Consider the following 24,563-nt stretch of genomic DNA (forward strand, 5'->3'; position numbering starts at 1 on the left):
CTAGTCTTCCTTAGCTGCCAATTGCTTAGCTACCAGTTCAACGACATCGTTGATCGTTTCGGCACCGTCTTCAACGTCCAGTTCAATGTCAAACTTGTCTTCCAGTTCGTTCATGATTTCAAAAACATCCAGGCTGTCGGCTTCCAAGTCTTCTTTGATCTTGGCATCCAGCACGATCTTAGCTTCGTCGATGTCCAGTTCTTCAGCTGCGATTTCTTGTACCGTTGCAAAAATTTCTTCTTTAGTCATTTGTTTGTCCTCATTTCTTTTGTTAGTTAATTGTTAAAAACTAATATCTCAAAATAATCGTTCCCGTCGTCAGACCGCCGCCAAAACCACTCAAGGCTAAAATATCGCCTCGTTTGATCATTCCTTTTTCAATACATTCGTCTAAAAGAATCGGTTCGCTGGCGGCAGAAGTATTGCCATATTCAGCAATGTTGATGGGAAACTTTTCTAAAGGCTGATCGAGGCGCTTGGCTACCTGCTTAATAATGCGGGCATTGGCCTGATGCAGCAAAAAAACATCAATCTGATCCAGCGTCAGACCGCTTTGTGAGCTGGCAGCCAAAATCGATTTGGGAACCTCATGCGTGGCAAAACGGTAGACCTCTCGTCCATTCATCTTAAACGGCGTCAGTCTCGTCAGCTGCTTGGGAAAATCACATCCTGACGTCGTATTGCCAGCACTGAGCTCATCGCTGAACTCACCAAACGTCTTGAGGTGGGTACCAAGCAGCGTTGGTGTCTCAACCAGCGTCTGTTCCAGTAAAACGCCACCGGCTCCATCCCCGAATAAAACAGCCGTCGTGCGATCCTGCCAGTCAATCAGCTTGCTTAAGACCTCACTGCCGATCACCATAGCCTTTTTAACCATTCCTGAACTCATCATCCGACTGGCAATCGTCAGTCCATAGACAAATCCCGAACAAGCTGCTGAAATATCAAAGGCGATTGCATTTTCTGCCTGCAGCCGTCCTTGAACAATCGCCGCCGTTGAAGGCGTATAGGCATCTGGCGACATGGTGGCAACCAGAATCAAATCAAGATCCCTTGCCTGCCAGCCGCTTTTTTCCAAGAGCAGCTGACCAGTCTTAAAAGCCAAATCAGCCGTATTTTCACCGGTACTGATATGACGCCTTTTGATCCCCGTTCTCGATTGAATCCATTCATCAGACGTATCCATGATTTTGCTCAAGTCGTCGTTTTCAACGATTTGATTGGGAACCCAGCTGGCCGTCTGTACGATTCTTAAGTCTTCCAAAGGCTTTCTCATCCTCTCAGGCATGTTCATCCAGAAAATCTTCCAAGTTGCGTAACGCCTTGCGAACGACTTTCAGTTCTTCATCGTTCATATCTTTTAAAAAGCCCTTAACCATCATGTTGTGAAAGGCACGGTGCGCACGAAACAGCACGCGGCCCTTATGAGTCAAGCCAAGCCGAATCACGCGCCGATCCTCTTCATCACGGTAGCGTTCCACATAGCCCTTTTTCACCAATCGATCAGCCGTTGCCGTCATCGTGCCTGGTGATACATGCAACCTGTGAAACGGTCTGGTGATTGTACATGGTGATTGCATCGATTGCGTGCATTTCCTTGATCGTCAAATCACGAAACATGCTTTTACGCAGCTCGTGTTCTTCAACCCACAAGATTCCGTTATAGGCCCGCACCAATGCCTGATTAATTTCTTGGTAGTCGTCATTCATAATGTATTTTTCTCCTTTGCTTATCAGCTCAAATAGTTTGATTATCAAAATACATTATAGACTAAACCGCGGCTAAATCTTAGCTTGGCGATCCGCCACAATAAAGACTAATTCAGCGCTGCAGACCTTTTTGCCCAAGACCTTGGCTACTGCCTTGACAATTCCCATTTGCCGCCGCTTTTTAATCATTTCGATCTCAAGCTTCACTACATCGCCGGGGCGAACCATCTGGCGAAACTTAGCATTGTGAATTGCTCCCAGATAGGCCGTTTTCTTGAAAAACTCTGGTGATTTCAGAATCAGAATCGAAGCCGCCTGGGCCAGCGTTTCAATTATCAAGACCCCCGGCATGACCGGATTGCCAGGAAAGTGACCTTGGAAAAACGATTCATTGATCGTAACGTTTTTGGTTGCGATAATGCTTTTTCCAGGTTCCATGGCATCGACATAATCGATATAGCAAATCGGGTAGCGATTGGGAATCAGATCCATGATTTCTTGTGCCGTCATCAGTGCCAATTTTGTCACCTGCCTTCAAAAAAGTATTTCGAGTATCAAAGTATTCGATATTCGAATTATATGTCATTCAAATTTTTAGTCAACCGTTTTCGAATTAATGTAAGCGTTTGCTAGATATGTAATAATATCTTTTGATGTCTCAAAATACCGTTGTTGATGACAGTCTGGGGGCTTAATAAGGAATATGAGAACAAAATCATATCTTGTGGAAAACTTTTTAAAAAATATTTCGAATATCAAAATTTTATCATTAAAAAAACTCGTGTTCAGATCAAGAACACGAGCTTTTGATTTTCGATCATCTATTCGCTTAACGCAAGATCCGGATTGGCATTTTTTCTAGCAAACGACAGACCGGGAACCGCGTTAAGATCCCAGTCGGCTCGATCACCATGCTGATAATCCACCCAACCGGCTGCTCCAATCATCGCCGCATTGTCGCCACAAAGCTTCAATGGTGCCATCAAGAGTTCAACATCTGGATGCTGAGTCTTAAGATCTTGTTCTAATCTTGTGCGCAGTCCGTGATTGGCCGCCACGCCGCCAGCCAAAATCAGCTGCTTAACCGGATAGTCGCTTAATGCCCGCATCGTCTTTTCTGCTAGCACATCAACTACGCTCTGCTGGAAGCTGGCTGCCAGATCATATTTATCCAGCTCCTGTCCACGTTGTTTGGCATTGTGAACGGTATTGATAAAGGCGCTCTTTAAACCACTAAAGCTGAAATCGTAATTATCCTCTTTTTCCATTGCCCGCGGAAAATGAAAGGTATCTGATCCCTTGGCTGCCCATTCATCAATCGTCTTACCGGCCGGATAGTTGACGCCCAGCACCCGACCAATCTTGTCATAGGCTTCACCGGCTGCGTCATCACGCGTTTCGCCAATAATCTCATATTCATGCTCGCTGGCCATATAGACCAGTTCGGTATGCCCGCCTGAAACCAAAAGCGCCAGCTGTGGGTATGCAAACTCGCTTTCAAAACGAGCCGCATACAAGTGCCCTGCCATATGATTGACCGGCACCAATGGCAGATGATGCGCCCAAGCAACCATTTTGGCAGCCGTTACGCCAACCAAAAGCGAGCCGACCAGCCCTGGTCCATATGTAACGGCAACTGCACTCAGCTCATCATAATCAACTCCTGATTCAACCAGCGCCTTATCAATGCATTTGGTAATCTGTTCAATATGATGGCGACTGGCAACTTCAGGTACAACACCACCAAAGCGCTGATGACTCAAAATCTGGGTTGCTACGATATTGCTCAAGATCTTTTGTCCATCCTCTACGACGGCCACGCTGGTTTCGTCACAGCTGCTCTCAAATGCCAAAATCAAGTTTCTCTTTGCCACTTTTATTCTATTCCTTTCAAATTTTCCAGCTGAGCGACCATGTCCAATGCATCTTCATGATCGTCCAGATAATAATGCCGTTTGATCTCACCATCGATAAAGCCCATCTGCCGATAGAGCCGCTGAGCCTGGTAATTTGATACTCTAACCTCCAGGCTCAGCGTTTTCATTTTCTGAGCTAAGGCAAGCTGTCTAATCGTTTGCAGCAGATAGGTACCAATACCTTGCCTTTGATAAGCCGGATGGACGGCAAAATTGGTGATATGCGCATCGGCTTTATCCTGATCAAAGGCACAGCCAATAAAACCCAGCACATCGGCTTCAGCGTTTTTCAACACCAGATATAGCCGATCATTACGCTTCAGATCCGCGGCAAACGCGGCTCGATTCCACGGTGCCACGCCATAAATCAGTTCTTCGATATGGACCATGGCGGCAATATCGGCTTCTTTGGCCTGACAGATCATCCCTGGCTTTTGATTGATACTGATTGAACGGCTGGCAAACGTCATTGGTACCCGGTCAATACCGTTAATCTGCTCTAGCCAATTTTTAAACTTCTCGAACATAGTCCTGCTTGGGTGCATCTGGATGCTGATGCTGCCAGACTGCTTCAGCCTCTGTAATTCTCAGATATTGTGGCACAAAGTCGTCGATATCTTGGACCGGAGTTTCTTTTGCGCCCAGCAGTGCCAGCTGATAGGTTGACGGAATCGCAAATGCAGACGGTAAAAACTGCATTTGTTTAGGGACAGCGGTCAGCTGTTTTTTGAGACGATCAGTCAGCTCCCCTGCCAATAAGACCGGTTTTTCAAATTTTACCAATTGCTCCAGTAAATCCTGCATTGAAAGGTGCTGATCATTAAGCACACTGATCAGCTGACCATCCTTCCATTGATAGGCCCCGGCAAAAACGTTTCCGCGCCGAGCATCAAAAAATGGTACGATCAAGGCATTCGTACCTGGATTAACGTTGGCAGCTACCGTCTTGAGACTGGAAATACCAACCAATTCGATTTTTAGTGTATCGGCCAATACCTTGGCACTGGTAACTGCGATTCGAATTCCAGTATATGATCCGGGACCCTGGGCAACGACAATACGATCCAAGTCTTGCGGCTGCCATTGTACTTTTTGGAATAGATCGTCAATTACCGGTAAAAGAAAAATGCTGTGATTACGTACCATGTTTAAAGTCGTCGTGGCCAAGAGCTGATCGTTTTCTACCAGGGCCACACTCATGGGATGATTAGAGGTATCAATTGCAAGTATTTTCATGTCATTCTCGTTCCTTTCATACTTAGCAATTTTATCACACTACTAAAAAATGAGTGAGCCAAGCATTGCAAGTCTTGTCACACTCATTTTAATAATCAATCAAAGATTAGTTGTTACGGTCATCGTAGCCCTTTGGATGAGTGGAATGCCACTTCCAGGCTGTTGCAATGATATCGTGCACGTCATCGAACTTTGGCTTCCATCCCAAAACCTCACGTGCCTTTTCACTGGCTGCAACCAAAGAGTCTGGGTCACCAGGACGACGAGGTGCCATCTTGGCAGGAATCTCCTTGCCCGTAACCTCACGCGCAGCTTCTAGCATCTGCTTGTTGGAAAAACCAGTTGACGAGCCCAGGTTGAACTGGTTGGACTGGTTGTTCTTCTTTAAGTACTGCAGTGCCAAAATGTGGGCATCGGCCAGGTCCATAACATGAACGTAGTCACGCACGTTGGTACCATCCGGCGTGTTGTAGTCATCACCAAAGATGCTCAGTTCCTTGCGCTTGCCTTGAGCAACCTGCATGATGATTGGAACCAAGTGCGTTTCTGGTCCATGGTCTTCACCAATCGTGCCATCAGGAGCCGCACCAGCCACGTTGAAGTAGCGCAGAGCTACGAACTTAATGCCATAAGCCTTGTCAGCCCAAGCCATCATTTGTTCCATCATCAGCTTGGACAGGCCGTATGGGTTGATTGGCTTTTGTGGATCGGTTTCCTTGATTGGCATGTGTTCTGGCGTACCGTAAGTAGCTGCCGTTGAGCTGAAGACGATGTACTTAACGCCAAAGTCACGCATCGCTTCCAACAGCGTAACCATACCACTCGTGTTGTTGTCAAAGTACTTCAAAGGCTCACTCATTGATTCGGGAACGATTGAAAAGGCCGCAAAGTGAACAACGGCTTCAATGTCTTCGTTGACAAAGATCCGGTCCAAAAAGGCGCGGTCGCGAATGTCGCCATAGTAGAACTTAGCCTTTGGATTGATTGCTTTTTTGTGTCCAGTTGAAAGGTTGTCTGCTACGACAACGTCATAACCATGTTCAATTAAATCTTTAACCATGTGTGAGCCAATGTATCCGGCCCCACCTGCAACTAAAATAGCCAAAGTGTTTTCCTCCCTTAACTTGACAGGTTTACCTCATCGTTTCTCTCTTGGTAAAATTATAACATAAAATTTTAGTAAAACCCTAGTCTAATTCAAACTTTAAAAATTTTAATCATTTAATGGCTGCACAATGCTGCTCATAATCTCGTGATCCAAAAACTTGAACAACAATCCTTCTCTAAGCCCATTGTTGCTAAAAGTCAGCTCCTTGACATCCAATTGACGCAAAATTGCCATCAATGGCAGCAAGCCCCCAACAATAACGTCTGCACGTTCAGAGGCAATGCCGTGGACGCTGGCACGCTGCTTTTTGTCCATCGCCAACAGCGAGTGCATAATCCGGTTGGCATCATCAGTCGACATTTTCAAACCATGAACCGGCAACCGTCCTTTGCCCTGTGATTCCAGCTGCCAGCGATAGATCTTAGCCAGGGCCCGATTGCTGCCGCCTAGTGCCACGACTTCTTGATGCCGTGCTCGCTGCAGCCAGTGCTGAGGTCCCAAGGCGTGATCGACTCTGACGATGGCATCGAACAGATCGGCTGAGTTGATGCGATCATCAAGATGATACTTTTGAGAAAGCAGCACTGAACCAATTGGTAGACTGATAATCTCTTCAGCCTGCCCGTCATCGACATAGATCAGCTCCATGCTGGCCCCGCCCGTATCAATAATCAGACCATTTTTAATTGGCAAGGTTCTGGTGACGCCAACATAGTCTAGATAAGCCTCTCGCTCACCAGAGATTACTTTAATGTTAAAACCGGTTTCTTCTTTAACCCGCTTTAAAAACTCGATCTGATTGGCTGCTTGACGAACCGCGGCCGTCGCCACTGCGATTACGCGGACGTTTTCCAGTACCATGCAGATCTGCTTGAAGTCTTTAAGAGCTGCAATCGTTCGTTCCATCGGCGTCGGCTTAAGCATTTTTTCTGGGCCCATATTTTCCGAGAGTCGAACGTATTCTTTTTCGTAGCGCACCAGATTATAGTTGCCGGACTCATCAATTTCAGTAACTCGCAGTCGAACCGAATTCGAGCCCAGATCGATAACCGCCAGATTAATCATTAGTTTCGCCTTTCTTATCGTCGCTCAAGTGCAGATTGGAATCATGACGCATCATTGGCTGGAAAGCACTGGCTGCTTGATGCTGCTCGGTTTCCTTCTTGTCAGCTCGGTTGGCTGCTTGAGCCTGCTTAATAAAGTACTCCTGGCAGCTGAATGGCTGTGCCTTGCCGCGATCAATGCGGTCATATTTGTTGCCATGCAAAATCCGTGTTTTGACATTGTCTTGCCACATCTTGTCAAAAATATCAATTGCTCGGGCCTTGGTATCACTTTCCAAAACTGGGAACAGCTCCTCAACGCGCCGGTTTAAGTTCCGCGTCATCATATCGGCACTGGCCAGATAAATCTCTTCATGACCGTTGCCTTTGAAGTAGTAGATTCGTGAGTGCTCCAAAAAACGTCCAACGATTGAGTGCACCTCAATGTTTTCGTGCAGCTGTGGCAGATCGTTACGCAGACAAGTAATCCCACGAATCAGCAGCTGAATCTTAACGCCAGCCGCAGCCGCTTCATAAAGTCGTGCAATAATCTGCTTATCAGACAGCGAATTCATCTTCATGCGGATCAAAGCTGGGCTGCCGGCCTTGGCGATTTTGATCTGTTCATCGATCTTGGTGTCGATAAACTCACGAATGCCATCAGGCGAGACACGTAGCTTGTGGAAATATCTTGGCCGTGCAAAACCCGAAAGCATGTTGAACAGGTTGGTCATATCCTCACCCAGCTCGTAGTCGCATGTAAACAGTCCCATATCGGTGTAGAAATGAGCCGTAACATCATTGTAGTTACCAGTTCCTAGATGCATGTAGCGCCGGATGCCATCCTCGTCACGCCGAATAACCAATGCCAGCTTACAGTGCGTCTTTAAGCCAACCAGCCCGTAGATGACATGACAGCCCATTCTTTCCAGCCGTCGTGCCCAGCGAACGTTGTTTTGTTCATCAAAGCGTGCCTTGACTTCAACCAAAACCGTTACCTGCTTGCCTTGCTGAGCAGCCATCCCCAGATACTTGATGATTGGCGAGTTGCCCGAGACCCGATACAGCGTCATCTTGATGGCCAGTACTTGATCATCGGTAGCTGCTTGATGAATGAAATTGACGACTGACTGGAAATCATCATAAGGATGCTGAACCAGATGATCCTTGTTTCTAATCGCAGCAAAAATATTGTGATCCATATCAAAGCAAGGAGCAAGATGTGCTTTGAATGGTTGGTAGCGCAAGTCATCGTGTCCCTTAACCATGCCGGAAAGCTTCTTTAAAAACGTCAGGTCGACTGGTCCGTTGACGCGATAGACTGCTGTTTCATTGACATGCAGGTTCTTAATCAGATGATTTTCCAACCATGGATCGATGTCGCGCTCAACTTCCAGACGCATGACGTGCCCATGCTCACGTTCCCGTAATTGATGCTGAACCGCCCGCAAAAGATCTGAGGTATCTTCTTCGGCAACGTCTAAATCCATGTCTCGCATGACCCGATAAGTACCAGATGAGATGATCCGGTATCCTGGGAACAGCACCGACAAAAACTCTTTAATCAGCTCATCCAATAAAACGAATTGATTTTCGCCCGGCAGCTTGACCAAGCGTTTGTAGATCTCAGGTACCCGCACCGTGGCAAACTTTTCCTCATTTTCGGTATTTTCGTCATGCGGCTCTTGCGAACGACCTTGAATCTCTTGATCGCCTTCCAAAATCTCGTGCTCTTTGACGTGTAGGCTTTCAGGATCGCGTTCCAGTTTGATGGCAATGTTGAGCGAGTTGTTGGAAATAAATGGAAATGGTCGTGACGTATCATCGGCCATTGGCGTCAAAACCGGCATCAATTCCTCATTAAAGTAGCGACGCACGTATTCGTACTGTTCTGCTCCCAGCTCTCTGATGTGCAGAATCCGAATGTCTTGGGCCGCTAATTCTGGTAGCAGTTTTTCATTATAGACCTGATAGCGCTGCTCGACCATGCCATGCTCTTTTTGATTAACCGCATCCAGCTGCTCTTTGGGCGTCATCCCCGAAGCATCGGTAGTCGTAACATTGGCAGCCGAAAGCTTATGCAGTGAGGCTACCCGTACCATGAAAAACTCATCAACGTTGCTTTGCGTAATCCCCAAAAAATTGGCCCGTTCCAGCAATGGATTTTCAGATGCCAAAGCTTCCTCTAAGACTCGGCCATTAAAGTCGATCCAGGAAAGCTCACGGTTGACGTAGTTTTGTGGTTGATAGAAATCTTTGTACATCATATTACTCCCCTTCCTTGGCAATCAATTCCGGCTTAAGGCCATATACATCGGTAAACAGCTGATTCTTGCGCTGAAAGGCCCATTTTTCCAAGACCAGATCATCATTGGCATGTGCCGTAATCAACAGACGATCATCCTGCAGCTTTAACTCAATTCGCGAAATCTTTTGCAGACGCGAATCGTCCAATGAGTCGGCCACCCTTAAAATTGCCGCCAGCTTGGCTACGGGCATCTGAATGTCATCATCCATATACCGATAGTGAGCCTGAGCAACATCGGGACTTTCCGAGCTATGATAGCGGGCAACTTCGGCAATCGTGCGGTTGTCATCAGCCGAAAGCCCAATCAGCGGATTGGCTTCTAAAATATATTGCGAATGCCGATAGTGTCCTTGTGGATTGATAAAATTACCAATGTCTTCAATCTTGCAGGCAATCTCCAACAACAAGCGATCATGCCGATCAAGGCGATGAATTGGCTGCAGCGCATCAAACAGCTGCAAAGCAACGTGCGTAACAAACGTCGAATGTGCCGTATCGGCTCCATAGCGCTGGGCCATGTTGGCAGCCGAGGTTCGAATCATGTTGTCAACCAGTGAATGATCCCCCAGCTGCATGATCGTTAGACCATCAAGAATATGCAGACTGGTAGCATAAATCTTTTGTGCATCCAACAGGTGAATCGTCCGCGAGATAACCAGATAGTTTGGCAGCACCCAATTGACGCTTTGCTCATCGACGTTATAGTGATTGATGATGAACTGATTGGATGAGCTGACGATTCGCTGATAGCGTTTTTCAAAATCTTCTCGTGGCACCTTGCCCAGCATTTCACCAGGCTTAACATAGCTTTGTGCCATTGTGCCAACGTTATGAATCAGCAGGTTGGAGTTTTTAACGTGGCGCAGTTCTGGTACCAGGTACTCTAACTTGCTTGAGATGTAGTCTAAGATGATCTCACTTGGCGTCGTCGTGGTCTGACGCAATGTCTGTGCCAAATGATTGACGTGCGCCTCGCCTAGATCGATATCCCATGACGTTTGAAACTTGCCATGGCGGAAATAGGAAAGGCGCGTAGTATTCAGGCCGATCGTCAAAACGTACAGGGCCTTTTTGCTTAATTCATTGAAACGCGGCATCCGTGCCATTACGGCTGCCAATGCACTGGCCATCAATTGATCGTTGCTGAGCCACTTGATGTCAAGATTAGTGCGAACCTTCAGTTGATCAGCAATGTAGCGGGCCTCAACCAGATTCAGATCTTCTAAGGATCCATAAAAAGTGAATTTTTCAACTTGATATTCATGCAGAATCCGTTGAAATCCCTGCAGATTATCAACGATTGCCTGCATGTTTTGCGCATAGTTGGCAACGTTGTGGCTGCCAACGATCAAGGCTCCTGATTGAACCTCAGTAATAATCTTAAGGGTTGGGAGCTCTATAATCCGAAGCGTCAAGCGATCCGGCTCTAGGAAAATAATCCCAAATAACGAATTTTTCAAGATAACACTCCTCACATGATTTTATTCATTTGAATGCCCTTTTTTCTATTATATGTTTAAGAATACCACCAATTCCAGACCGTTTGGGCCTTAAACGTTTTTTGCACGACAAATAAAACAAAATCTCCACTTTGCACTGAATAAAACAGCGGAAAAATAAAAGAGGCTGGGAATTAACTCAACCTCTTAACTACGTATAGATAACAATGCCTCAGCGCAGTAGCTGGCTGGCAGTTCAAACACTGATAAATCAGCATTTGACCGACCTAGCCATCCTTGCGGAGGTTCGAAGACAAACTTCGAAAATCGGTTGCAAGCTGATTTTCGGAGTTTTTTCTTACTCTCTTTTTGATTTATTCATGCCAGATCATTGTTGAGGCAGCTGCCAGTTGACCGTCAAAAACAATCCGGTGATCAGTAGCCAGCTCACCATTTTCATTATAATATGGGCTGCTGATCTCACTGGTAATGGTTTGACCATAGCGAACCTCTTTTTCATAGCTCATGGTCATGTGCTTGAGCCGATGACTGCTTAAAAACTCAGCCCCCAGTGGATCCTGCATCCAATCAAAGTAGCGAGCATTATTGACGTGACGATTTGAATCGATGTCAAAGAAGCGGACGTGATAGTCGTTTTTAAACTTAACGTCTTTCAACTCGCACGCCTTGGCCAGCCTTGGCAACCGCTTTTTTTCTGGACCATGGTAAGGCTCAATGATTGCTGAAGGAATCGACATCAAATGACGAGTCTTGAGATTCATATAGACAAACAAGCCTGTCAAGTGTGCGTATTCAATTTTATGATCCGCTGATTGAATCCAAAATTCACGCAAGGCAAAAAAACGATTATTGGCAATTGCTCGCGTACCAAGAATTATTTCTTCACCATTGACCGGCTGCTGCTTGGCAAAACTGCCTTCGTAGCTGGTAATCACCCAGCCACCGCCATAACTCTGCACGACTGCCGTATCCAGTCCTAGTAAATTACCATGATCTTCTGATACCTGCACGGCCATGCTAATTAGCATGCTCAGGCTGGGATGGCCGGTAGCATCACATTCATAGTAGCTTAAACGATGCCTGGCTTCATATACCAATGGAGATTCCAACGTCATTTCACCTCTTTTAGCGTTTTAAAGCTCGTGATACTGTTTATAAAGATCCTGACGCTTGATCTGATTGCGTTTGGCAACCAGCTTAATGGCTGCATTGGTGGAAAGACCATGCTGAATCTCTTGATCGATCTGCTCTTTTAAGCTTAGCTCAGCTGATGCTTCAACTGGCTGATCAGGATTATCGTTGCCCGCCACCAACACGACGAATTCACCACGCATCTGATTTTCAGCAGCCCATTGACTGAGCTCTTTTAACGAACCACGACAAAATTCCTCGTAGCGCTTGGTCAGCTCACGAGCCAAAACTGCCTGTCGACTCTCGCCAAAGACCTCGACCATCGACGCCAGCGTCTTGGCCAAACGATGTGGTGCCTCATAAAAGATCATCGTTTCCTCATGTCGATTCAAAGGCGTCAATTCCGCGATCTGCTGTTGATGCTTACGGCTTAAGAAACCATAGAAATAAAACGGCTGTGGCGCAAGGCCAGAAGCAATCAGCGCCGTCAACCCAGCATTGGCTCCCGGCAGCGCTACAACTTGCAGGCCTTCTTTCACTGCGGCTGCCACTAACTCTTTGCCTGGGTCAGAAATCGATGGCATTCCGGCATCACTGCATTGGGCAATTGATTGACCCTGTTTTAAAAGCGCAATCAGCTGTGGAATTCGCTGCTCGGTATTATGCTCATGAAAGCTGATCTGTCTGGTATCGATCTGAAAATGATTCAACAGCATCTGCGTGTGCCGCGTATCCTCAGAAGCAATCAGGTCTACGTCTGCCAGCGTCTTGACCGCCCGAAACGTCATATCGTCAAGATTGCCGATTGGCGTAGGTACTAAGTAGAGACGACCCGTTTCGTTTTCAGTAAAGCTTCGAATCTGTTGCATAGATATCACCCTTATTTTTGCGGCTGATCATGACGTCCATAAATTGCATCCAGACAAAACGCACATGAGTCATCCTCATCCAGGCGTTTGCCATAGTACTCGTTGCAGACGTGGAATCCCTCTTGATACAGTTTCTGCAGATTGCGCCGTGAATCGGTCAAACCATCCTTGGTTGCCTGCTGGTGCTTTTGCTTGAGCATTTGATGCAGATGCTCGTTTTCAATCGACAGTTCGGCATTTTCTTCCAAAACCGCCGTCATCATCGCCTGCAGTTCTTCCATACTGTCGACCAGATCCTTGGTCTGTTTGGTAACCCTGGTAAATCGTTCGTAAATCTTGCTTTTGTCTACTCGCTCGCTCATTTGTGTCTTTCCCCATTTCTATCGCTGCAAGACATTAATAATGCGCAGTGAAAGCTGCTCGGCCGTATTCTGAAATGAAACGTTCTGATCCATTAGATGTCTGGTCTCAAGCGTCAGCTCACTGACTTGCAGCAGCTGATCCAATCGATAGCGTTGTGCAGTTTCTTGAATGATTGCCAATTGATCGATAAAGTGCAGACTGTCGTTTTCGCTGATGCCACTAGCCACCATCAAAGTATCACGCCAGATCAAAGCCATCAGATCCAGGAGCACCATTTGTCTTTCCCGATCAGCAGCTGTTTTTAAAAGCGTGGTCTGAACCATAACGAAAGCAATCAGATCCGTGCGGCTGCACTCCTTGTACCACTGGATGACGGCTTGAACCGCTTGATTGAACCAGTCGTCTGCCATCCACTCTTCGATCTGCTCGGTTGAATCAGTCAGTCCCAGTGCGATCGCCTGTAGACCGGTGGGAATTTTTATTTGATTCAGCTTCTCTTTTAGAATCTTTTTGGGCAATGGCTGCAGCTCGATAATCTGCGTTCGGGAACGAATCGTTGGCAAAACGGCACTCTTGTTGGTCGTCAGCAGCAGAATATAAATGCCGGGCAGCGGCTCTTCAATAAATTTTAACAGACTATTGGCAGCACTTGTCGTCATTTTTTCAGCATCTTCAATTATAAACAGCTTTTGACTGCCTTCCATAGCACTTTTGCCAAACTCGGCCTTTAAGCGTCGAATCGTATCCACTTTAATCTGGCGGCCTTCTGGAGCGGCAACGACAACATCCGGGTGGTTACCGGACAAGATACGCTGACATTCGCTGCAGGTTCCATCCGGCTCACCAGCCTCTGAATGCTCACAAAAAAGGCGCAGGGCCATCCACTGCGCCAAAGCTTTTTTCCCTGATCCAGACGGGCCAGCAAATAGATAGGCATGGGCCAGCTCGCTTTGCGCCATGGTTTTTTTGAGACGCTGACTGATTGCCGGCTGCAGCTGCTCAGCTTGCCACTCTGATTGTGTGGCATGTTCCATTTTGAATCACCTCGTCTTGATCGGTCTGCTAATTTGCTAAAACTGTAAAAACTTTTCGACTGGGAGAATAAAGACCGTAGCACCACCAATTTGAACATTAATTGGAATGGCCGATGAACCGTTGTCGATCTGAGCCGCTGGTGTCATGTACTGTTCACGCGACTTGGCATTATGCTTAATGATTTCCAATACCTCGTCAACGCGTTCGTCTTCTACAACCACCATAAAGGTCGTATTGCCTTCTCTTAAAAAGCCACCGGTTGATGATAGCTTGGTTGCTCCAATGTTGTTGTCGATAAATGCATCGCGCAGCTTACCGGCATCTTTTGGTTGAACGATTGCCATAATCATTTTCATAATGAATTCCCCCTTTAAGGTCACGCTAAGTCATTTAAAACAATTGCGAAAATCGCTGATGAATTGCCTGTTGAACCTGCAAAATTACCTGGTCCAATGGCTGGCTGGCATCAATAGTAACGATTCGCTGCGGGTTTTCTTGAGCCAGTTTCTGATAGGCACTTCTTACCTTGCGATGAAAGGATAGTTTTTCCTCATCCAAGCGATTGACCTCATCGGCTCGATTTTGTGCAATCCGCTGCAGGCCCAGTTCTGAATCAATATCCAGATAAATCGTCAGTTCCGGCATCAAGCCATCAATGGCAAACTGATTGATCTGCCAGATATTTTCTTCTCCAAGACCGCGCCCGGCACCTTGATAGGCTATTGAGCTGTCAACGTAACGATCACAAAGAATCACCTTGCCGTTTTGGAGCGCTGGCAAAATATCAGCAATCAGATGCTGCCGCCGGGCCGCTGCAAATAACAAAGCCTCCGTTCGTGGATCCATGTCAGTATTATCGGCATCAAACAAGACATCGCGAATCTGTTCGGCAATATGGTTGCCACCCGGCTCTCTGGTGTATACAACGCCATCGCTTCCCAGCTGCTCTTTAAGATCGGCTGTAATCTGCCGCATCACGCTGGTCTTGCCTGCTCCATCCGGTCCTTCAAACGAAATAAATTTACCATCCATTGCTATTCCTCGATTACTGCTTGATCACGCTGTCGTTTAGATAGCCATGCAGATGACCGCGCCGCGCCTTGCCATAAAGATACAGATATTTTTGCTCCTGCAGCTTGGTACGACTGTAGAGCTCGTTGTCAACCTGGCCTTCATAGACGGCATGCTCGGTTTCTTTGGCATGATCCCAGCTGTCTTTGACGTTATAGATCAATTCCAGCAGGTTCTGGTTGCCAAGCTCTTCAACTGCATGGGGATTACGATGCTTAAAAAACATAGTCTTCACCTACATTTCCGTTCGACCCTGAACTGCTCTGAACAAGGTTACCTCATCGGTATAGTCGATATTGGCACCGGCTGACAGTCCATGGGCCAGCCGTGTAACTCTGATTCCGGCTGGCTTAATCAGTTTGGCTAAGTATTGGGCCGTTGTCTCACCATCCAATGAGGCATTGGTGGCCACAATGATCTCCTTGACCGTTGTATCTTGCTGCAGTCGTTTAAGCAAGGCCGGAATATTGATATCCATTGGTCCGGTTCCCTCACTTGGCGAAATTGAGCCATGTAAAACATGGTAGAGACCATGGTATTCATGCATACGCTCCATGGCCATAATATCTTGAGAGTGCTCAACCACCAAAATCGTTGAGCGATCACGTGACTTATCTCTGCAAATTGGACATGGATCGTCTTCGGTAATAAAACCGCAGATGCTGCAATAGTGCAGATCCTTTTTTACGCTGAGCAGCGACTTGGCAAAATCCTCAACGTCGCTTTGATCCATCCCCAGCGTATAAAAGGCCAGGCGAGTCGCGGTCTTTTCACCAATTCCCGGCAGTTTCATGTAACTGTCGATTAGTTTGGCGATTGGCTCAGGATACTGCATCGCCAAGCCTCCTTAAATATTCAATCCCTTGGCATACTTACCGAATTTCTGCTGCGTTGCGGCATCGACTTTTTCCAGTCCATCGTTGACGGCTGCCAAGACCAGGTCTGCCAGCATGTCAACGTCATCTGGGTCAACGGCTTGTGGGTCAATCTGCAGGTCAGTCAGTTTCTTGTCACCGGTAAAGGTTGCCTTGACCAGCTCATCAGGTGAAACGCCTACAAATTCTTCTTTGGCCAGATTTTGCTGTTCTTCCATCATCTTTTGCTGCATCTTCTTGGCTTGCTTCATCATCTGCTGCATGTTCATTCCGCGCATCATAGTATCATCCATCCTTTATCTATTATTATGGTTTAATTATCTTCTATTTTTACCAGATCGCCAAACATTTGCCTAGCTTTATCAACGATGGGATCTTTTTTCTCATTAGCTGTCGACTGAACCGGAGCTGCTTTTTTATCGGTTCCGGTTGTTTTGCCCTTATTCAAGTAGCCATGCTCAACCAGATAGTTGTGTCGGATTTTTGGCCATTGATCCATCGGTACGAAAGCCACGCGCATCTCATTGCCAGACAAACGCTGCAGGCCGGCTTCCATATCAGCCGCCAGACTGCCGCTATTGGCTCGCTGCAGTAAAAAGCTGCTGTCAAATGAGACGACGACGCCTTCTGGACTGGCGGCAACTGGCTGCGACGTATTGATTAAAGCTCTTTGCGGCGTATCCAGCATATTGAGCAGATCGCCCCAGATTTCCTGGAGACTGCGCAGATTCTGTTTGGTAGCATGTTCCAGAATCGGGTAAACACGATCCAGCTTTAGAACTGTCTTAGGCTGCGATCTGACTCCAGCCGCACTGTTTTGACGCCGGGCCGCTCGTGGCTGAGTTGCGACGCCATTTTGTCTTAGGTTGGCAATCGTTGACTGCAGCTGTTGAATCTCTTGCTGGAGATGACCGATTGTCTGGCTGATCTGCGGATCTACTTCACCGGTTTGAGCGGTCTTAGGTTGAATCTGACTTAATTTAACGGTCAGAACCTCCAAATAGACGTCCGGATGCGTCGTAAAGCGCATCTCTTCTTGAATCTCGTTTAACTCGTCAATCATTTGGTAAAGCTCATCGGCACTGGCTGACTGGCTTAATTGCTGAAAATCGGCTTCCTTGAGTCCAGAACCGGCGACATTGACCAGCTGCGGTGATTCTTGATACAGCAGCACATCGCGAATAAACGAGATCAGATCTTCAATAAAGCGCTGACCATCTTTGCCCTGGTCCAAAATTTCTTTCATGGTGTGCAGAGCCGCTGCACTTTGATGCTCAGTAATCTCATCAAAATATTTTTTCAACAGCTGCTTGGTGACGCTGCCGGTAACCAAAAGCGCGTCATCCAGTTTGACTTGATTATCGCTAAACGACAGAACCTGATCCAAAATACTTAATGCATCACGCATCCCGCCCTCGGCCGCATTGGCAATCACCCAGAGTGCGTCTTCTTCATACTGGGCATGCTTTTGATCCAGAATGTACCGCATTCTTTCAAAGGCATCCTGCGCTGAGATGCGGCGAAAGTCAAACCGCTGCACTCGACTGATGATCGTCAACGGAATCTTATGCGGCTCAGTGGTGGCCAAAATAAAGATTACATTGGCTGGCGGCTCTTCCAAAGTCTTTAACAGCGCGTTGAAGGCACCAGTTGAAAGCATATGCACCTCATCAATAATATAGACCTTATAGTCGGCTTGGGTCGGTGCATACTTGGCCTTATCGCGAATATCGCGAATTTCTTCAACCCCATTATTGGAAGCAGCATCGATTTCAATAACGTCTCCCAGCTGCCCGTTGGTGATTGCCCGACAGATCTCACATTCATTGCAAGGCTCACCGTCTTTTTGATGATGACAGTTGATGGCCTTGGCAAAGATCTTGGCAGCAGAGGTCTTACCAGTTCCTCGTGGCCCGGCAAACAGATAGGCATGACTGATCTGATTGGTTATAATTGCGTTTTTAAGCGTCTGGGTAACCACCTGCTGACCGACAATCTCGTCAAATCGCTGTGGCCGCCAGACCCGATAAAGCGCCTGATAGCTCATCTTATCTGCTCCCTTTCTGATAAAAGTCCATATTGTTTTTATTATACTAGCAAAAGCGTGCCAATTCGATTTAAAAAACGTTCAATGCATAAAAAAAGCTGTGCGAGACAAGCCACACAGCGGTTGATTTTTCAAAAAAACATGGGGCACAAGCTGTAGCGAACTTAGTGCTGCTTCCTTCCGGACCTGACACGATTCGTAGGCACAACCTTGCCCCATGACCTTACGGCAAATAATATCTTACACTATTTTGAATTTAAATGCCAGTCTTCAATTAATTCTTTTGCTGAGCAGCTTTTTTTGCAGCCTTGCGCTCTTTACGAACACGTTTAAAGAACCGCTTCAGCATCTGCTGGCATTCGGTTTCCTTGACGCCTGACACAATCTCGACTTGATGATTAAGCCTTGAATCACTCAGCAGATGATACAGACTGTCGACCGTTCCGGCTTTAGGATTTTTGGCTCCATAATATAACGATCGGATTCTAGAGTTCATGATTGCGCCACTGCACATCATGCATGGCTCCAGCGTTACGTACAGATCACATTCTTCCAGCCGCCAGCTCTTAAGATGCTCACAAGCTTCCATGATTGCCAGCATCTCAGCATGATAGGCAGCGTTTTGAAATCTTTCCCGCATGTTGTGACCAGCCCCGATTACCTCACCATGGTAAACGACTACCGCTCCGATCGGTACCTCATTTAATAATTCGGCTTGGTGAGCCTCAGCCAGTGCCATTTCCATATAATCTTCCGGTTGCAAAATTTTTCTCCCTTATCAATTGTTATTAATCAGTGTATAATGGTTTTTGTGATTTTGCTACTGCATGAGTTATGAAGCAATCATCATTGAAAATAAAAATTTCCGCAGCATGTAGTAATGCCTCAATCCCTTATCAGCTAGCCACTACATGTTGTGCTAACATTTTGTAAGCATACATCATATGGTGCGTCAATGCTTGTAATTTCTTTATAACCCGCTATACTAGAAAACATTAAATCACGAAAAGCTAAAGGGGATTGAGATTCATGATTACCGTTTTTTCTAAAAACAACTGCATTCAATGCAAGATGACCAAAATGTTTTTAACGCAGCACCACGTTGACTTTATTGAGCACAACATCGATGAGCATCCAGAATACGTTGATCAATTGAAAGCTGATGGTTTTAAGGCCACGCCTGTCATCAAGCTGCCAGATGGTCAATCCTTTACTGGTTTCCGTCCCGACATGCTCAAGCAATTGGCCTAACAGTCAATTATACTGCGTTATCTCCGGGGATCGTTCAATTATTTTGCGCGATGCCCGCTTTTTATTGCACTGAAAAGGAGTTATTCAATGGCATTATCAGACATCGACCTTACCAAGGTAAAGTACTACGACCTCAACAATGAGCTCAACATTCCTAAAAACGGCCAGATTCAACTGGACAAGGATCGCGAGGCATTAGAAGACTTCATCAAAGAAAACGTCGTGCCAAACACCAAGCATTTTTCCTCATTAAAGGAACGCTTTGACTGGCTGGAAGCAAATGACTACATCGAAACCGGCTTTATGCATAAGTATCGTTTCGAGTTTATCGAAGAGCTTTATGCCTATTTAAAGGCTCAGGATTTTCACTTCCATTCATTTATGGCTGCCTATAAGTTCTATGCCCAATACGCGCTGCGGACCAATGACAAGGAATACTATCTGGAAAACTACATTGATCGCGTTGCCATGAATGCGCTGTTTTTGGCAGACGGCAATGAACAATTGGCCATGCAGCTGGCCGATGAACTGATTCACCAACGCTATCAGCCTGCCACGCCAACGTTTTTAAACGCTGGCCGCAAGCGTCGTGGCGAATTCGTCTCCTGTTTTGAGATTCAGGCAACTGATGACATGAACTCAATTGGCCGCACGATTAACTCTGCTCTGCAGCTTTCCAAAATCGGCGGTGGGGTCGGCATCAATCTTTCAAACCTGCGTGAGGCCGGTGCTCCAATCAAAAAGATCAAAGGCGCTGCCAGTGGGGTCGTTCCGGTTATGAAGCTTTTGGAAGACTCATTCTCTTATTCCAATCAGCTTGGCCAGCGACAAGGTGCCGGTGTGGTTTACCTTAGCGTCTTCCACCCTGATATCGTGGCTTTTTTGTCTGCTAAGAAAGAAAACGCCGACGAAAAGATTCGGATCAAGACGCTATCGCTTGGAATTACCGTCCCTGACAAGTTTTATGAGCTGGTCGAAAGCAATCAGGACATGTATCTGTTCAGTCCTTATGATGTTGAACGAGTCTACGGCGTTCCTTTCTCATATGTTGATATTACTGCTGAATATGAAAACATGGTCGTAAACGATGCGATTACCAAATACAAGGTTAACGCGCGTGATCTGGAAGATGAGATCTCCAAGCTGCAACAAGAATCAGGCTACCCATATATCGTCAATCTGGATACCGTCAACCGTGCCAACCCAATTGATGGCAAGATCGTCATGAGCAACCTTTGTTCTGAGATTGCTCAGGTTCAACGCCCATCAATTGTCAACGATGACCAGACGTTTGCCAAGCTGGGTACTGACGTCTCATGCAACCTGGGATCCACCAATATCGCCAACATGATGGAGTCACCAGACTTTGGCCGTTCCGTCAGTGCCATGGTACGTGGTTTGACCCATATTAGCGATATCGAGCATCTTGACGTTGTACCATCAATCAAGCACGGTAACGATATGGCCCATGCAATCGGTCTGGGGGCTATGGGACTGCATGGCTATCTGGCAAAACACCATATCCAATACGGCTCGCCAGTCGCCCTTGAGTTTACCAGCGTCTACTTCATGTTGCTCAATTATTGGACAATCAAGGCTTCAAACGATATTGCCCGTGAGCGTCATGAAACGTTTGCCGAGTTTGAAAAGAGTACGTACGCAGATGGTTCTTATTTTGACAAGTACGTCAGCCAAGACTGGGGTCCAAAGTCGGATGCCGTCAAGGAACTGTTTGATGGTATCTTCATCCCTGGCATTGAGGACTGGCAAGCACTTAAGGCTGCCGTTCAAAAAGATGGTCTTTACAATGCCTATCGTCTGGCCGTTGCTCCTAATGGCTCAACTTCATATATCGGCGACTCAACTTCCAGCCTGCACCCAATCATTAACCGGATTGAGGAACGTCAAGAAAAGATGATTGGTAAGATCTACTACCCTGCGCCATACCTCAGCAACGATACCATGCCATACTACAAGTCAGCCTACGACACTGATATGCGCAGCGTCATCGACACCTACGCAGCGGCTCAAGAACACATCGATCAATCGTTGGCTATGACGCTGTTTATGCGTTCAACGATTCCAGCTGGGATGTATGAATGGAAAAACGGCCGCACTGATAAAATGACTACACGCGACTTAAACATTCTACGCCATTATGCCTACCAAAAAGGCATCAAGTCCATCTACTACATTCGGACGTTTACCGATGATCAAGATGAGATCGGTGCCAACCAATGCGAAAGCTGCGTTATCTAATTTTTACTACCTCAATTAAGACTAAAGGAGTCCAATTTAACAATGAAGATTGAAAATTTCGTGCCGATCAAAAACTATAAGGCAATCAATTGGAATGAAGTCTCTGACATGATCGACAAAGCCACTTGGGAAAAACTGACTGAACAGTTCTGGCTAGATACGCGAATCCCGGTTTCCAACGATATGGACGACTGGCGTGAACTCGATGTTGATCATCAATGGGTCGTTGGTCACGTATTTGGTGGTCTGACGCTTTTGGATACGCTGCAGTCCGAAGCTGGTCTGACCGCATTGAAAGAAAACGTCAAGACACCACATGAAACAGCTGTCTTAAACAACATTCAATTTATGGAGTCCGTACACGCCAAGTCCTACTCTACAATTTTTTCAACGCTGAATACGCCAGAAGAAATCGATGAGATCTTTGACTGGTCTGATACCGAAGAATATCTGCAAAACAAGGCCACGCGGATTGGCAACATCTACCTTGATCCAAGCGTCAATCCATTGAAGAAAAAGGTTGCCAACGTCTTTTTGGAAACGTTCCTTTTCTACTCAGGCTTTTACACGCCACTTTACTATTTGGGCCACAACAAGCTCAACAACGTAGCCGAAATCATTAAGCTGATTTTGCGTGATGAGTCAGTCCATGGTACCTACATCGGCTACAAGTTCCAAGTCGGCATGAAGTCTCTGACTGAAAAACAGCAACAGGATATGAAAGATTGGATGTACAACTTCTTGTACGAGCTCTACGACAACGAAGAAAAGTACACTCATCTGCTGTACGACCAGGTTGGCTGGACTGATGATGTCTTGACCTTTATTCGCTACAATGCCAACAAGGCTTTGATGAACCTGGGTCAAGATCCACTGTTCCCTGATACGGCCAGCGACGTTAACCCCGTTGTAATGAACGGAATCTCAACGACGACTTCCAACCATGACTTCTTTAGTCAAGTCGGCAACGGCTATCGACTGGGTGAAGTTGAAGCCATGAGCGACAGTGACTATCACGTTGCTGATCCAAACGCCGGCAAGAGCCTTAACGACAAAGACTAGTTTTTACCAATCAAAAAACGTGTGAATGCTGAATGCATCCCGCACGTTTTTTATTTATACGTTTATTGCTAATCTTCACTGATTGCTGGAGAGGTCATCCATTCCTTGGCAAAATGGATAATCAAACCTAATGCCAGACCAGCGATGCCAAATGAAAGCCAGCCAAAGCCCAGACTGAAGAATGGGAAGAACTTGGCAGCAAAGCCAATCATTGCTTGAACGGCAGCCGTATTATGCAAAATAGCCGGCGTTGCGTTCATCATATCAAAGAAGGCTGGAATCAAAGTAAAGCCAGTCGTAATCCGGTAAACCAACGGATCGTTCTTAAAGAGCGGCGACATGATGCCCATGATGATCAAGGTAATTGCCAGCGGGTACAGGAACATCAAGATTGGCGTTGACCAGGCAATAATCTGGTCCAGACCCAAGTTGGCAACCAAGAAAGAAAGGCCACAGTTAAAGCGCAAGAAGGCCTTGTAGGAAATCTTAGGGAAGCGACGATGGAAGTCTTGTGAGAAAGCAACAACCAGTCCCATTGCACTGGTCATGCAGGTCGTTGTTGCCAAAACAGCCAGAATTGCATCACCCGCCGTACCCAGGTAGTAATTGGCAATCTGTTCCAGCGTCGTACCACCGTTGTCTGCCATTTTAAAATGGGCCAAACTGGTAGCACCAAGCCAGATTAAAGCAATGTAGATCAAAGCAATCCCCGCAATTCCCAGTGCGCCACCTTTAGCAGTTGCCCAGGAAACGTCACGCTGACGCTTGATGCCCAGGCCCTTGATGGCCGTGATAACCGTAATGCCGAATGCCAAAGAAGCCAAGCAGTCCATCGTGTTGTAACCTTGCAGAAAGCCATTGGTAAACGATGCATGACGGTAGGCAGAAGTGATAGCGGCCGTGCCAGCGTGTCCCATTGGGCTGATAAATGCCATAAAGAAGATGATGAACATCAAGCCTAAAAACAGTGGATTAAGCATCTTACCGATCATGTCGGTGATTTTACCTTCACGAGTGGAGAAGTAGTAGGTCAGACCAAAGAAGGCGGCTGAATAGATTAAGATTCCCCATTTATTGGCACCAGCTGAAAGATGTGGTGCAATGCCGATTGCATAGGAAACGGTTGCCGTTCGTGGGGTTGCAAACAGTGGTCCCAACGTTGCATGAACCAAAATCAAGAAAATAAGTGCATACCAGGCACCGTTGGGACGCGCCAGATCATAGATACCATTAGATCGCGTAATACTGATTGCCAATAAGGCCATCAATGGCAGCAGCACCCCTGAGATCAAAAAGCCACTTGCGGCACTAAACCAATGTGCACCAGCCATTTGTCCCAGGTGAACCGGAAAAATCAGATTGCCAGCCCCAAAGAGCATCCCAAAAATCAAGGATCCAATCAATAGCGTATTGCGAAAAGTCAGTTTGTTCGTATTCATAAAAGTCAATCCCCTTTCAATCAGTAAATAAGTTTTAAAAAGAGATCTTAGCTAAGATTTCGTGATCAACGGAAAATAAAAAGCGCCTTTTTCAAATCATAATTTGATTTGAAAAGGACGCTTTTGCGTGTTACCACCTTTTTTTGCTCAACCGTCACCAATTGAGCCTCAACGCGTACGTGTTCATACGCTGGCGCGATCACGGGCGCACCCGTCCGACACTTCTTACGTCGCATCGGCCACTCACCGGCTACTTTCCAGTTATGGCTCCTGTCCCCGCTCACACTTCATCGGGGTCGCTGATCAGTCAGCCATAACCTTACTCTCCGGATCACTGTGTTTTGTTCCGTTGATTAACTTGTTTAATACTCTAAGGCATA

The 24,563-nt window shown here is 46.5% G+C and carries 25 protein-coding genes, 1 other RNA gene, 1 pseudogene and 1 other annotated feature; of the genes and pseudogenes, 3 read left to right on the plus strand and 24 right to left on the minus strand.

The window, feature by feature from the left end; genetic code table 11:
• The 23 genes and pseudogenes from HF864_RS01215 to tadA all read right to left on the minus strand — a co-directional run bounded on the left by HF864_RS01215 (position 1) and on the right by tadA (position 18,938).
• A complete protein-coding gene (locus tag HF864_RS01215) occupies positions 1 to 249 on the minus strand; it encodes an acyl carrier protein (RefSeq protein ID WP_169461310.1) in 249 nt (82 codons plus the stop codon).
• Positions 250 to 289: 40 nt separating this feature from the next.
• Positions 290 to 1,264, minus strand: coding sequence for a beta-ketoacyl-ACP synthase III (locus HF864_RS01220; protein ID WP_169461311.1), 975 nt, complete (start codon positions 1,262 to 1,264; stop codon positions 290 to 292).
• Between the two features lie 16 nt (positions 1,265 to 1,280).
• Positions 1,281 to 1,710 (minus strand): annotated as a pseudogene (locus HF864_RS01225) (MarR family transcriptional regulator).
• Positions 1,711 to 1,782: 72 nt separating this feature from the next.
• On the minus strand, positions 1,783 to 2,229 hold the full coding sequence (fabZ, locus tag HF864_RS01230; RefSeq protein ID WP_169461312.1) for a 3-hydroxyacyl-ACP dehydratase FabZ: 447 nt from the start codon (positions 2,227 to 2,229) through the stop codon (positions 1,783 to 1,785).
• Between the two features lie 302 nt (positions 2,230 to 2,531).
• A complete protein-coding gene (tsaD, locus tag HF864_RS01235; RefSeq protein WP_169461313.1) occupies positions 2,532 to 3,584 on the minus strand; it encodes a tRNA (adenosine(37)-N6)-threonylcarbamoyltransferase complex transferase subunit TsaD in 1,053 nt (350 codons plus the stop codon).
• Positions 3,585 to 3,586: 2 nt separating this feature from the next.
• Entirely contained in the window at positions 3,587 to 4,153 is a 567-nt protein-coding gene (gene rimI / locus HF864_RS01240) for a ribosomal protein S18-alanine N-acetyltransferase (RefSeq protein WP_169461314.1), read from the minus strand.
• Positions 4,137 to 4,862, minus strand: a complete 726-nt coding sequence (tsaB, locus tag HF864_RS01245) for a tRNA (adenosine(37)-N6)-threonylcarbamoyltransferase complex dimerization subunit type 1 TsaB (protein WP_169461315.1) — start codon at positions 4,860 to 4,862, stop codon at positions 4,137 to 4,139. Before tsaB ends, rimI begins: the two co-directional genes overlap by 17 nt.
• Before the next feature lie 106 nt (positions 4,863 to 4,968).
• Complete coding sequence (gene galE, locus HF864_RS01250; RefSeq protein ID WP_169461316.1) at positions 4,969 to 5,967, minus strand: UDP-glucose 4-epimerase GalE; 999 nt, start codon at positions 5,965 to 5,967, stop codon at positions 4,969 to 4,971.
• A 108-nt stretch (positions 5,968 to 6,075) separates the two neighbouring features.
• Entirely contained in the window at positions 6,076 to 7,035 is a 960-nt protein-coding gene (locus tag HF864_RS01255) for a Ppx/GppA family phosphatase (protein WP_169461317.1), read from the minus strand.
• A complete protein-coding gene (locus HF864_RS01260; protein WP_169461383.1) occupies positions 7,028 to 9,277 on the minus strand; it encodes an RNA degradosome polyphosphate kinase in 2,250 nt (749 codons plus the stop codon). The genes HF864_RS01255 and HF864_RS01260 overlap by 8 nt, the downstream gene beginning before the upstream one ends.
• 4 nt (positions 9,278 to 9,281) lie before the next feature.
• On the minus strand, positions 9,282 to 10,781 hold the full coding sequence (locus HF864_RS01265) for an exopolyphosphatase (RefSeq protein ID WP_169461318.1): 1,500 nt from the start codon (positions 10,779 to 10,781) through the stop codon (positions 9,282 to 9,284).
• A 353-nt stretch (positions 10,782 to 11,134) separates the two neighbouring features.
• Positions 11,135 to 11,896 (minus strand): acyl-ACP thioesterase domain-containing protein, encoded by a 762-nt coding sequence (locus HF864_RS01270; RefSeq protein ID WP_169461319.1) that lies wholly within the window; start codon positions 11,894 to 11,896, stop codon positions 11,135 to 11,137.
• Between the two features lie 18 nt (positions 11,897 to 11,914).
• Positions 11,915 to 12,781 carry a 16S rRNA (cytidine(1402)-2'-O)-methyltransferase gene (rsmI, locus tag HF864_RS01275; protein WP_169461320.1) on the minus strand — a complete coding sequence of 289 codons (867 nt, stop codon included), beginning with the start codon at positions 12,779 to 12,781 and terminating at the stop codon, positions 11,915 to 11,917.
• An 11-nt stretch (positions 12,782 to 12,792) separates the two neighbouring features.
• Positions 12,793 to 13,143, minus strand: a complete 351-nt coding sequence (locus HF864_RS01280) for a DNA replication initiation control protein YabA (RefSeq protein WP_169461321.1) — start codon at positions 13,141 to 13,143, stop codon at positions 12,793 to 12,795.
• A gap of 18 nt (positions 13,144 to 13,161) precedes the next feature.
• Positions 13,162 to 14,178, minus strand: coding sequence for a DNA polymerase III subunit delta' (gene holB / locus HF864_RS01285; protein WP_169461322.1), 1,017 nt, complete (start codon positions 14,176 to 14,178; stop codon positions 13,162 to 13,164).
• A gap of 36 nt (positions 14,179 to 14,214) precedes the next feature.
• Positions 14,215 to 14,535 (minus strand): cyclic-di-AMP receptor, encoded by a 321-nt coding sequence (locus HF864_RS01290; RefSeq protein ID WP_169461323.1) that lies wholly within the window; start codon positions 14,533 to 14,535, stop codon positions 14,215 to 14,217.
• A 34-nt stretch (positions 14,536 to 14,569) separates the two neighbouring features.
• Positions 14,570 to 15,211: a dTMP kinase gene (gene tmk / locus HF864_RS01295; protein WP_169461324.1), complete on the minus strand. Its 642-nt coding sequence runs from the start codon at positions 15,209 to 15,211 to the stop codon at positions 14,570 to 14,572.
• A 13-nt stretch (positions 15,212 to 15,224) separates the two neighbouring features.
• Positions 15,225 to 15,476 (minus strand): YaaL family protein, encoded by a 252-nt coding sequence (locus HF864_RS01300; protein ID WP_169461325.1) that lies wholly within the window; start codon positions 15,474 to 15,476, stop codon positions 15,225 to 15,227.
• 9 nt (positions 15,477 to 15,485) lie between these two features.
• Positions 15,486 to 16,085, minus strand: a complete 600-nt coding sequence (gene recR / locus HF864_RS01305; RefSeq protein ID WP_169461326.1) for a recombination mediator RecR — start codon at positions 16,083 to 16,085, stop codon at positions 15,486 to 15,488.
• A gap of 12 nt (positions 16,086 to 16,097) precedes the next feature.
• Complete coding sequence (locus HF864_RS01310) at positions 16,098 to 16,406, minus strand: YbaB/EbfC family nucleoid-associated protein (protein WP_169461327.1); 309 nt, start codon at positions 16,404 to 16,406, stop codon at positions 16,098 to 16,100.
• Between the two features lie 32 nt (positions 16,407 to 16,438).
• Positions 16,439 to 18,172, minus strand: a complete 1,734-nt coding sequence (gene dnaX / locus HF864_RS01315; protein WP_169461328.1) for a DNA polymerase III subunit gamma/tau — start codon at positions 18,170 to 18,172, stop codon at positions 16,439 to 16,441.
• Between the two features lie 130 nt (positions 18,173 to 18,302).
• Positions 18,303 to 18,399: signal recognition particle sRNA small type (gene ffs, locus HF864_RS01320), an RNA gene on the minus strand.
• Positions 18,400 to 18,446: 47 nt separating this feature from the next.
• Positions 18,447 to 18,938, minus strand: a complete 492-nt coding sequence (gene tadA, locus HF864_RS01325; protein WP_346774600.1) for a tRNA adenosine(34) deaminase TadA — start codon at positions 18,936 to 18,938, stop codon at positions 18,447 to 18,449.
• A gap of 263 nt (positions 18,939 to 19,201) precedes the next feature.
• Here tadA and nrdH point away from each other — a divergent pair, with 263 nt between their 5' ends.
• The 3 genes from nrdH (at position 19,202) to nrdF (ending at position 22,744) form a co-directional block, all read left to right on the plus strand.
• Positions 19,202 to 19,423 (plus strand): glutaredoxin-like protein NrdH, encoded by a 222-nt coding sequence (gene nrdH / locus HF864_RS01330; protein WP_169461329.1) that lies wholly within the window; start codon positions 19,202 to 19,204, stop codon positions 19,421 to 19,423.
• 87 nt (positions 19,424 to 19,510) lie between these two features.
• The gene (gene nrdE, locus HF864_RS01335) at positions 19,511 to 21,682 is read left to right on the plus strand and encodes a class 1b ribonucleoside-diphosphate reductase subunit alpha (RefSeq protein WP_169461330.1); all 2,172 of its coding nucleotides are present in this window, start codon (positions 19,511 to 19,513) and stop codon (positions 21,680 to 21,682) included.
• A 42-nt stretch (positions 21,683 to 21,724) separates the two neighbouring features.
• Entirely contained in the window at positions 21,725 to 22,744 is a 1,020-nt protein-coding gene (nrdF, locus tag HF864_RS01340) for a class 1b ribonucleoside-diphosphate reductase subunit beta (RefSeq protein WP_169461331.1), read from the plus strand.
• A gap of 68 nt (positions 22,745 to 22,812) precedes the next feature.
• On the opposite strand, the gene brnQ is transcribed toward nrdF, so the two are convergent.
• Positions 22,813 to 24,183: a branched-chain amino acid transport system II carrier protein gene (brnQ, locus tag HF864_RS01345; protein ID WP_169461332.1), complete on the minus strand. Its 1,371-nt coding sequence runs from the start codon at positions 24,181 to 24,183 to the stop codon at positions 22,813 to 22,815.
• Between the two features lie 110 nt (positions 24,184 to 24,293).
• Positions 24,294 to 24,527 (minus strand) — a binding site (T-box leader).
• Positions 24,528 to 24,563: the final 36 nt, after the last annotated feature.

The organism is Lactobacillus sp. MRS-253-APC-2B, from assembly GCF_012843675.1.
Classification (GTDB): Bacteria; Bacillota; Bacilli; order Lactobacillales; family Lactobacillaceae; genus Limosilactobacillus; species Limosilactobacillus pulli.

Excerpts from the sequence above, each read along its gene's own strand:
- HF864_RS01215 (WP_169461310.1), bottom strand. The coding sequence starts at position 249 with ATGACTAAAGAAGAAATTTTTGCAACGGTACAAGAAATCGCAGCTGAA.
- rimI (WP_169461314.1), bottom strand. The coding sequence starts at position 4,153 with ATGTTCGAGAAGTTTAAAAATTGGCTAGAGCAGATTAACGGTATTGAC.
- tsaB (WP_169461315.1), bottom strand. The coding sequence starts at position 4,862 with ATGAAAATACTTGCAATTGATACCTCTAATCATCCCATGAGTGTGGCC.
- HF864_RS01255 (WP_169461317.1), bottom strand. The coding sequence starts at position 7,035 with ATGATTAATCTGGCGGTTATCGATCTGGGCTCGAATTCGGTTCGACTG.
- HF864_RS01260 (WP_169461383.1), bottom strand. The coding sequence starts at position 9,277 with ATGTACAAAGATTTCTATCAACCACAAAACTACGTCAACCGTGAGCTT.
- HF864_RS01270 (WP_169461319.1), bottom strand. The coding sequence starts at position 11,896 with ATGACGTTGGAATCTCCATTGGTATATGAAGCCAGGCATCGTTTAAGC.
- rsmI (WP_169461320.1), bottom strand. The coding sequence starts at position 12,781 with ATGCAACAGATTCGAAGCTTTACTGAAAACGAAACGGGTCGTCTCTAC.
- HF864_RS01280 (WP_169461321.1), bottom strand. The coding sequence starts at position 13,143 with ATGAGCGAGCGAGTAGACAAAAGCAAGATTTACGAACGATTTACCAGG.
- holB (WP_169461322.1), bottom strand. The coding sequence starts at position 14,178 with ATGGAACATGCCACACAATCAGAGTGGCAAGCTGAGCAGCTGCAGCCG.
- HF864_RS01290 (WP_169461323.1), bottom strand. The coding sequence starts at position 14,535 with ATGAAAATGATTATGGCAATCGTTCAACCAAAAGATGCCGGTAAGCTG.
- tmk (WP_169461324.1), bottom strand. The coding sequence starts at position 15,211 with ATGGATGGTAAATTTATTTCGTTTGAAGGACCGGATGGAGCAGGCAAG.
- HF864_RS01300 (WP_169461325.1), bottom strand. The coding sequence starts at position 15,476 with ATGTTTTTTAAGCATCGTAATCCCCATGCAGTTGAAGAGCTTGGCAAC.
- recR (WP_169461326.1), bottom strand. The coding sequence starts at position 16,085 with ATGCAGTATCCTGAGCCAATCGCCAAACTAATCGACAGTTACATGAAA.
- HF864_RS01310 (WP_169461327.1), bottom strand. The coding sequence starts at position 16,406 with ATGATGCGCGGAATGAACATGCAGCAGATGATGAAGCAAGCCAAGAAG.
- dnaX (WP_169461328.1), bottom strand. The coding sequence starts at position 18,172 with ATGAGCTATCAGGCGCTTTATCGGGTCTGGCGGCCACAGCGATTTGAC.
- nrdH (WP_169461329.1), top strand. The coding sequence starts at position 19,202 with ATGATTACCGTTTTTTCTAAAAACAACTGCATTCAATGCAAGATGACC.
- nrdE (WP_169461330.1), top strand. The coding sequence starts at position 19,511 with ATGGCATTATCAGACATCGACCTTACCAAGGTAAAGTACTACGACCTC.
- nrdF (WP_169461331.1), top strand. The coding sequence starts at position 21,725 with ATGAAGATTGAAAATTTCGTGCCGATCAAAAACTATAAGGCAATCAAT.
- brnQ (WP_169461332.1), bottom strand. The coding sequence starts at position 24,183 with ATGAATACGAACAAACTGACTTTTCGCAATACGCTATTGATTGGATCC.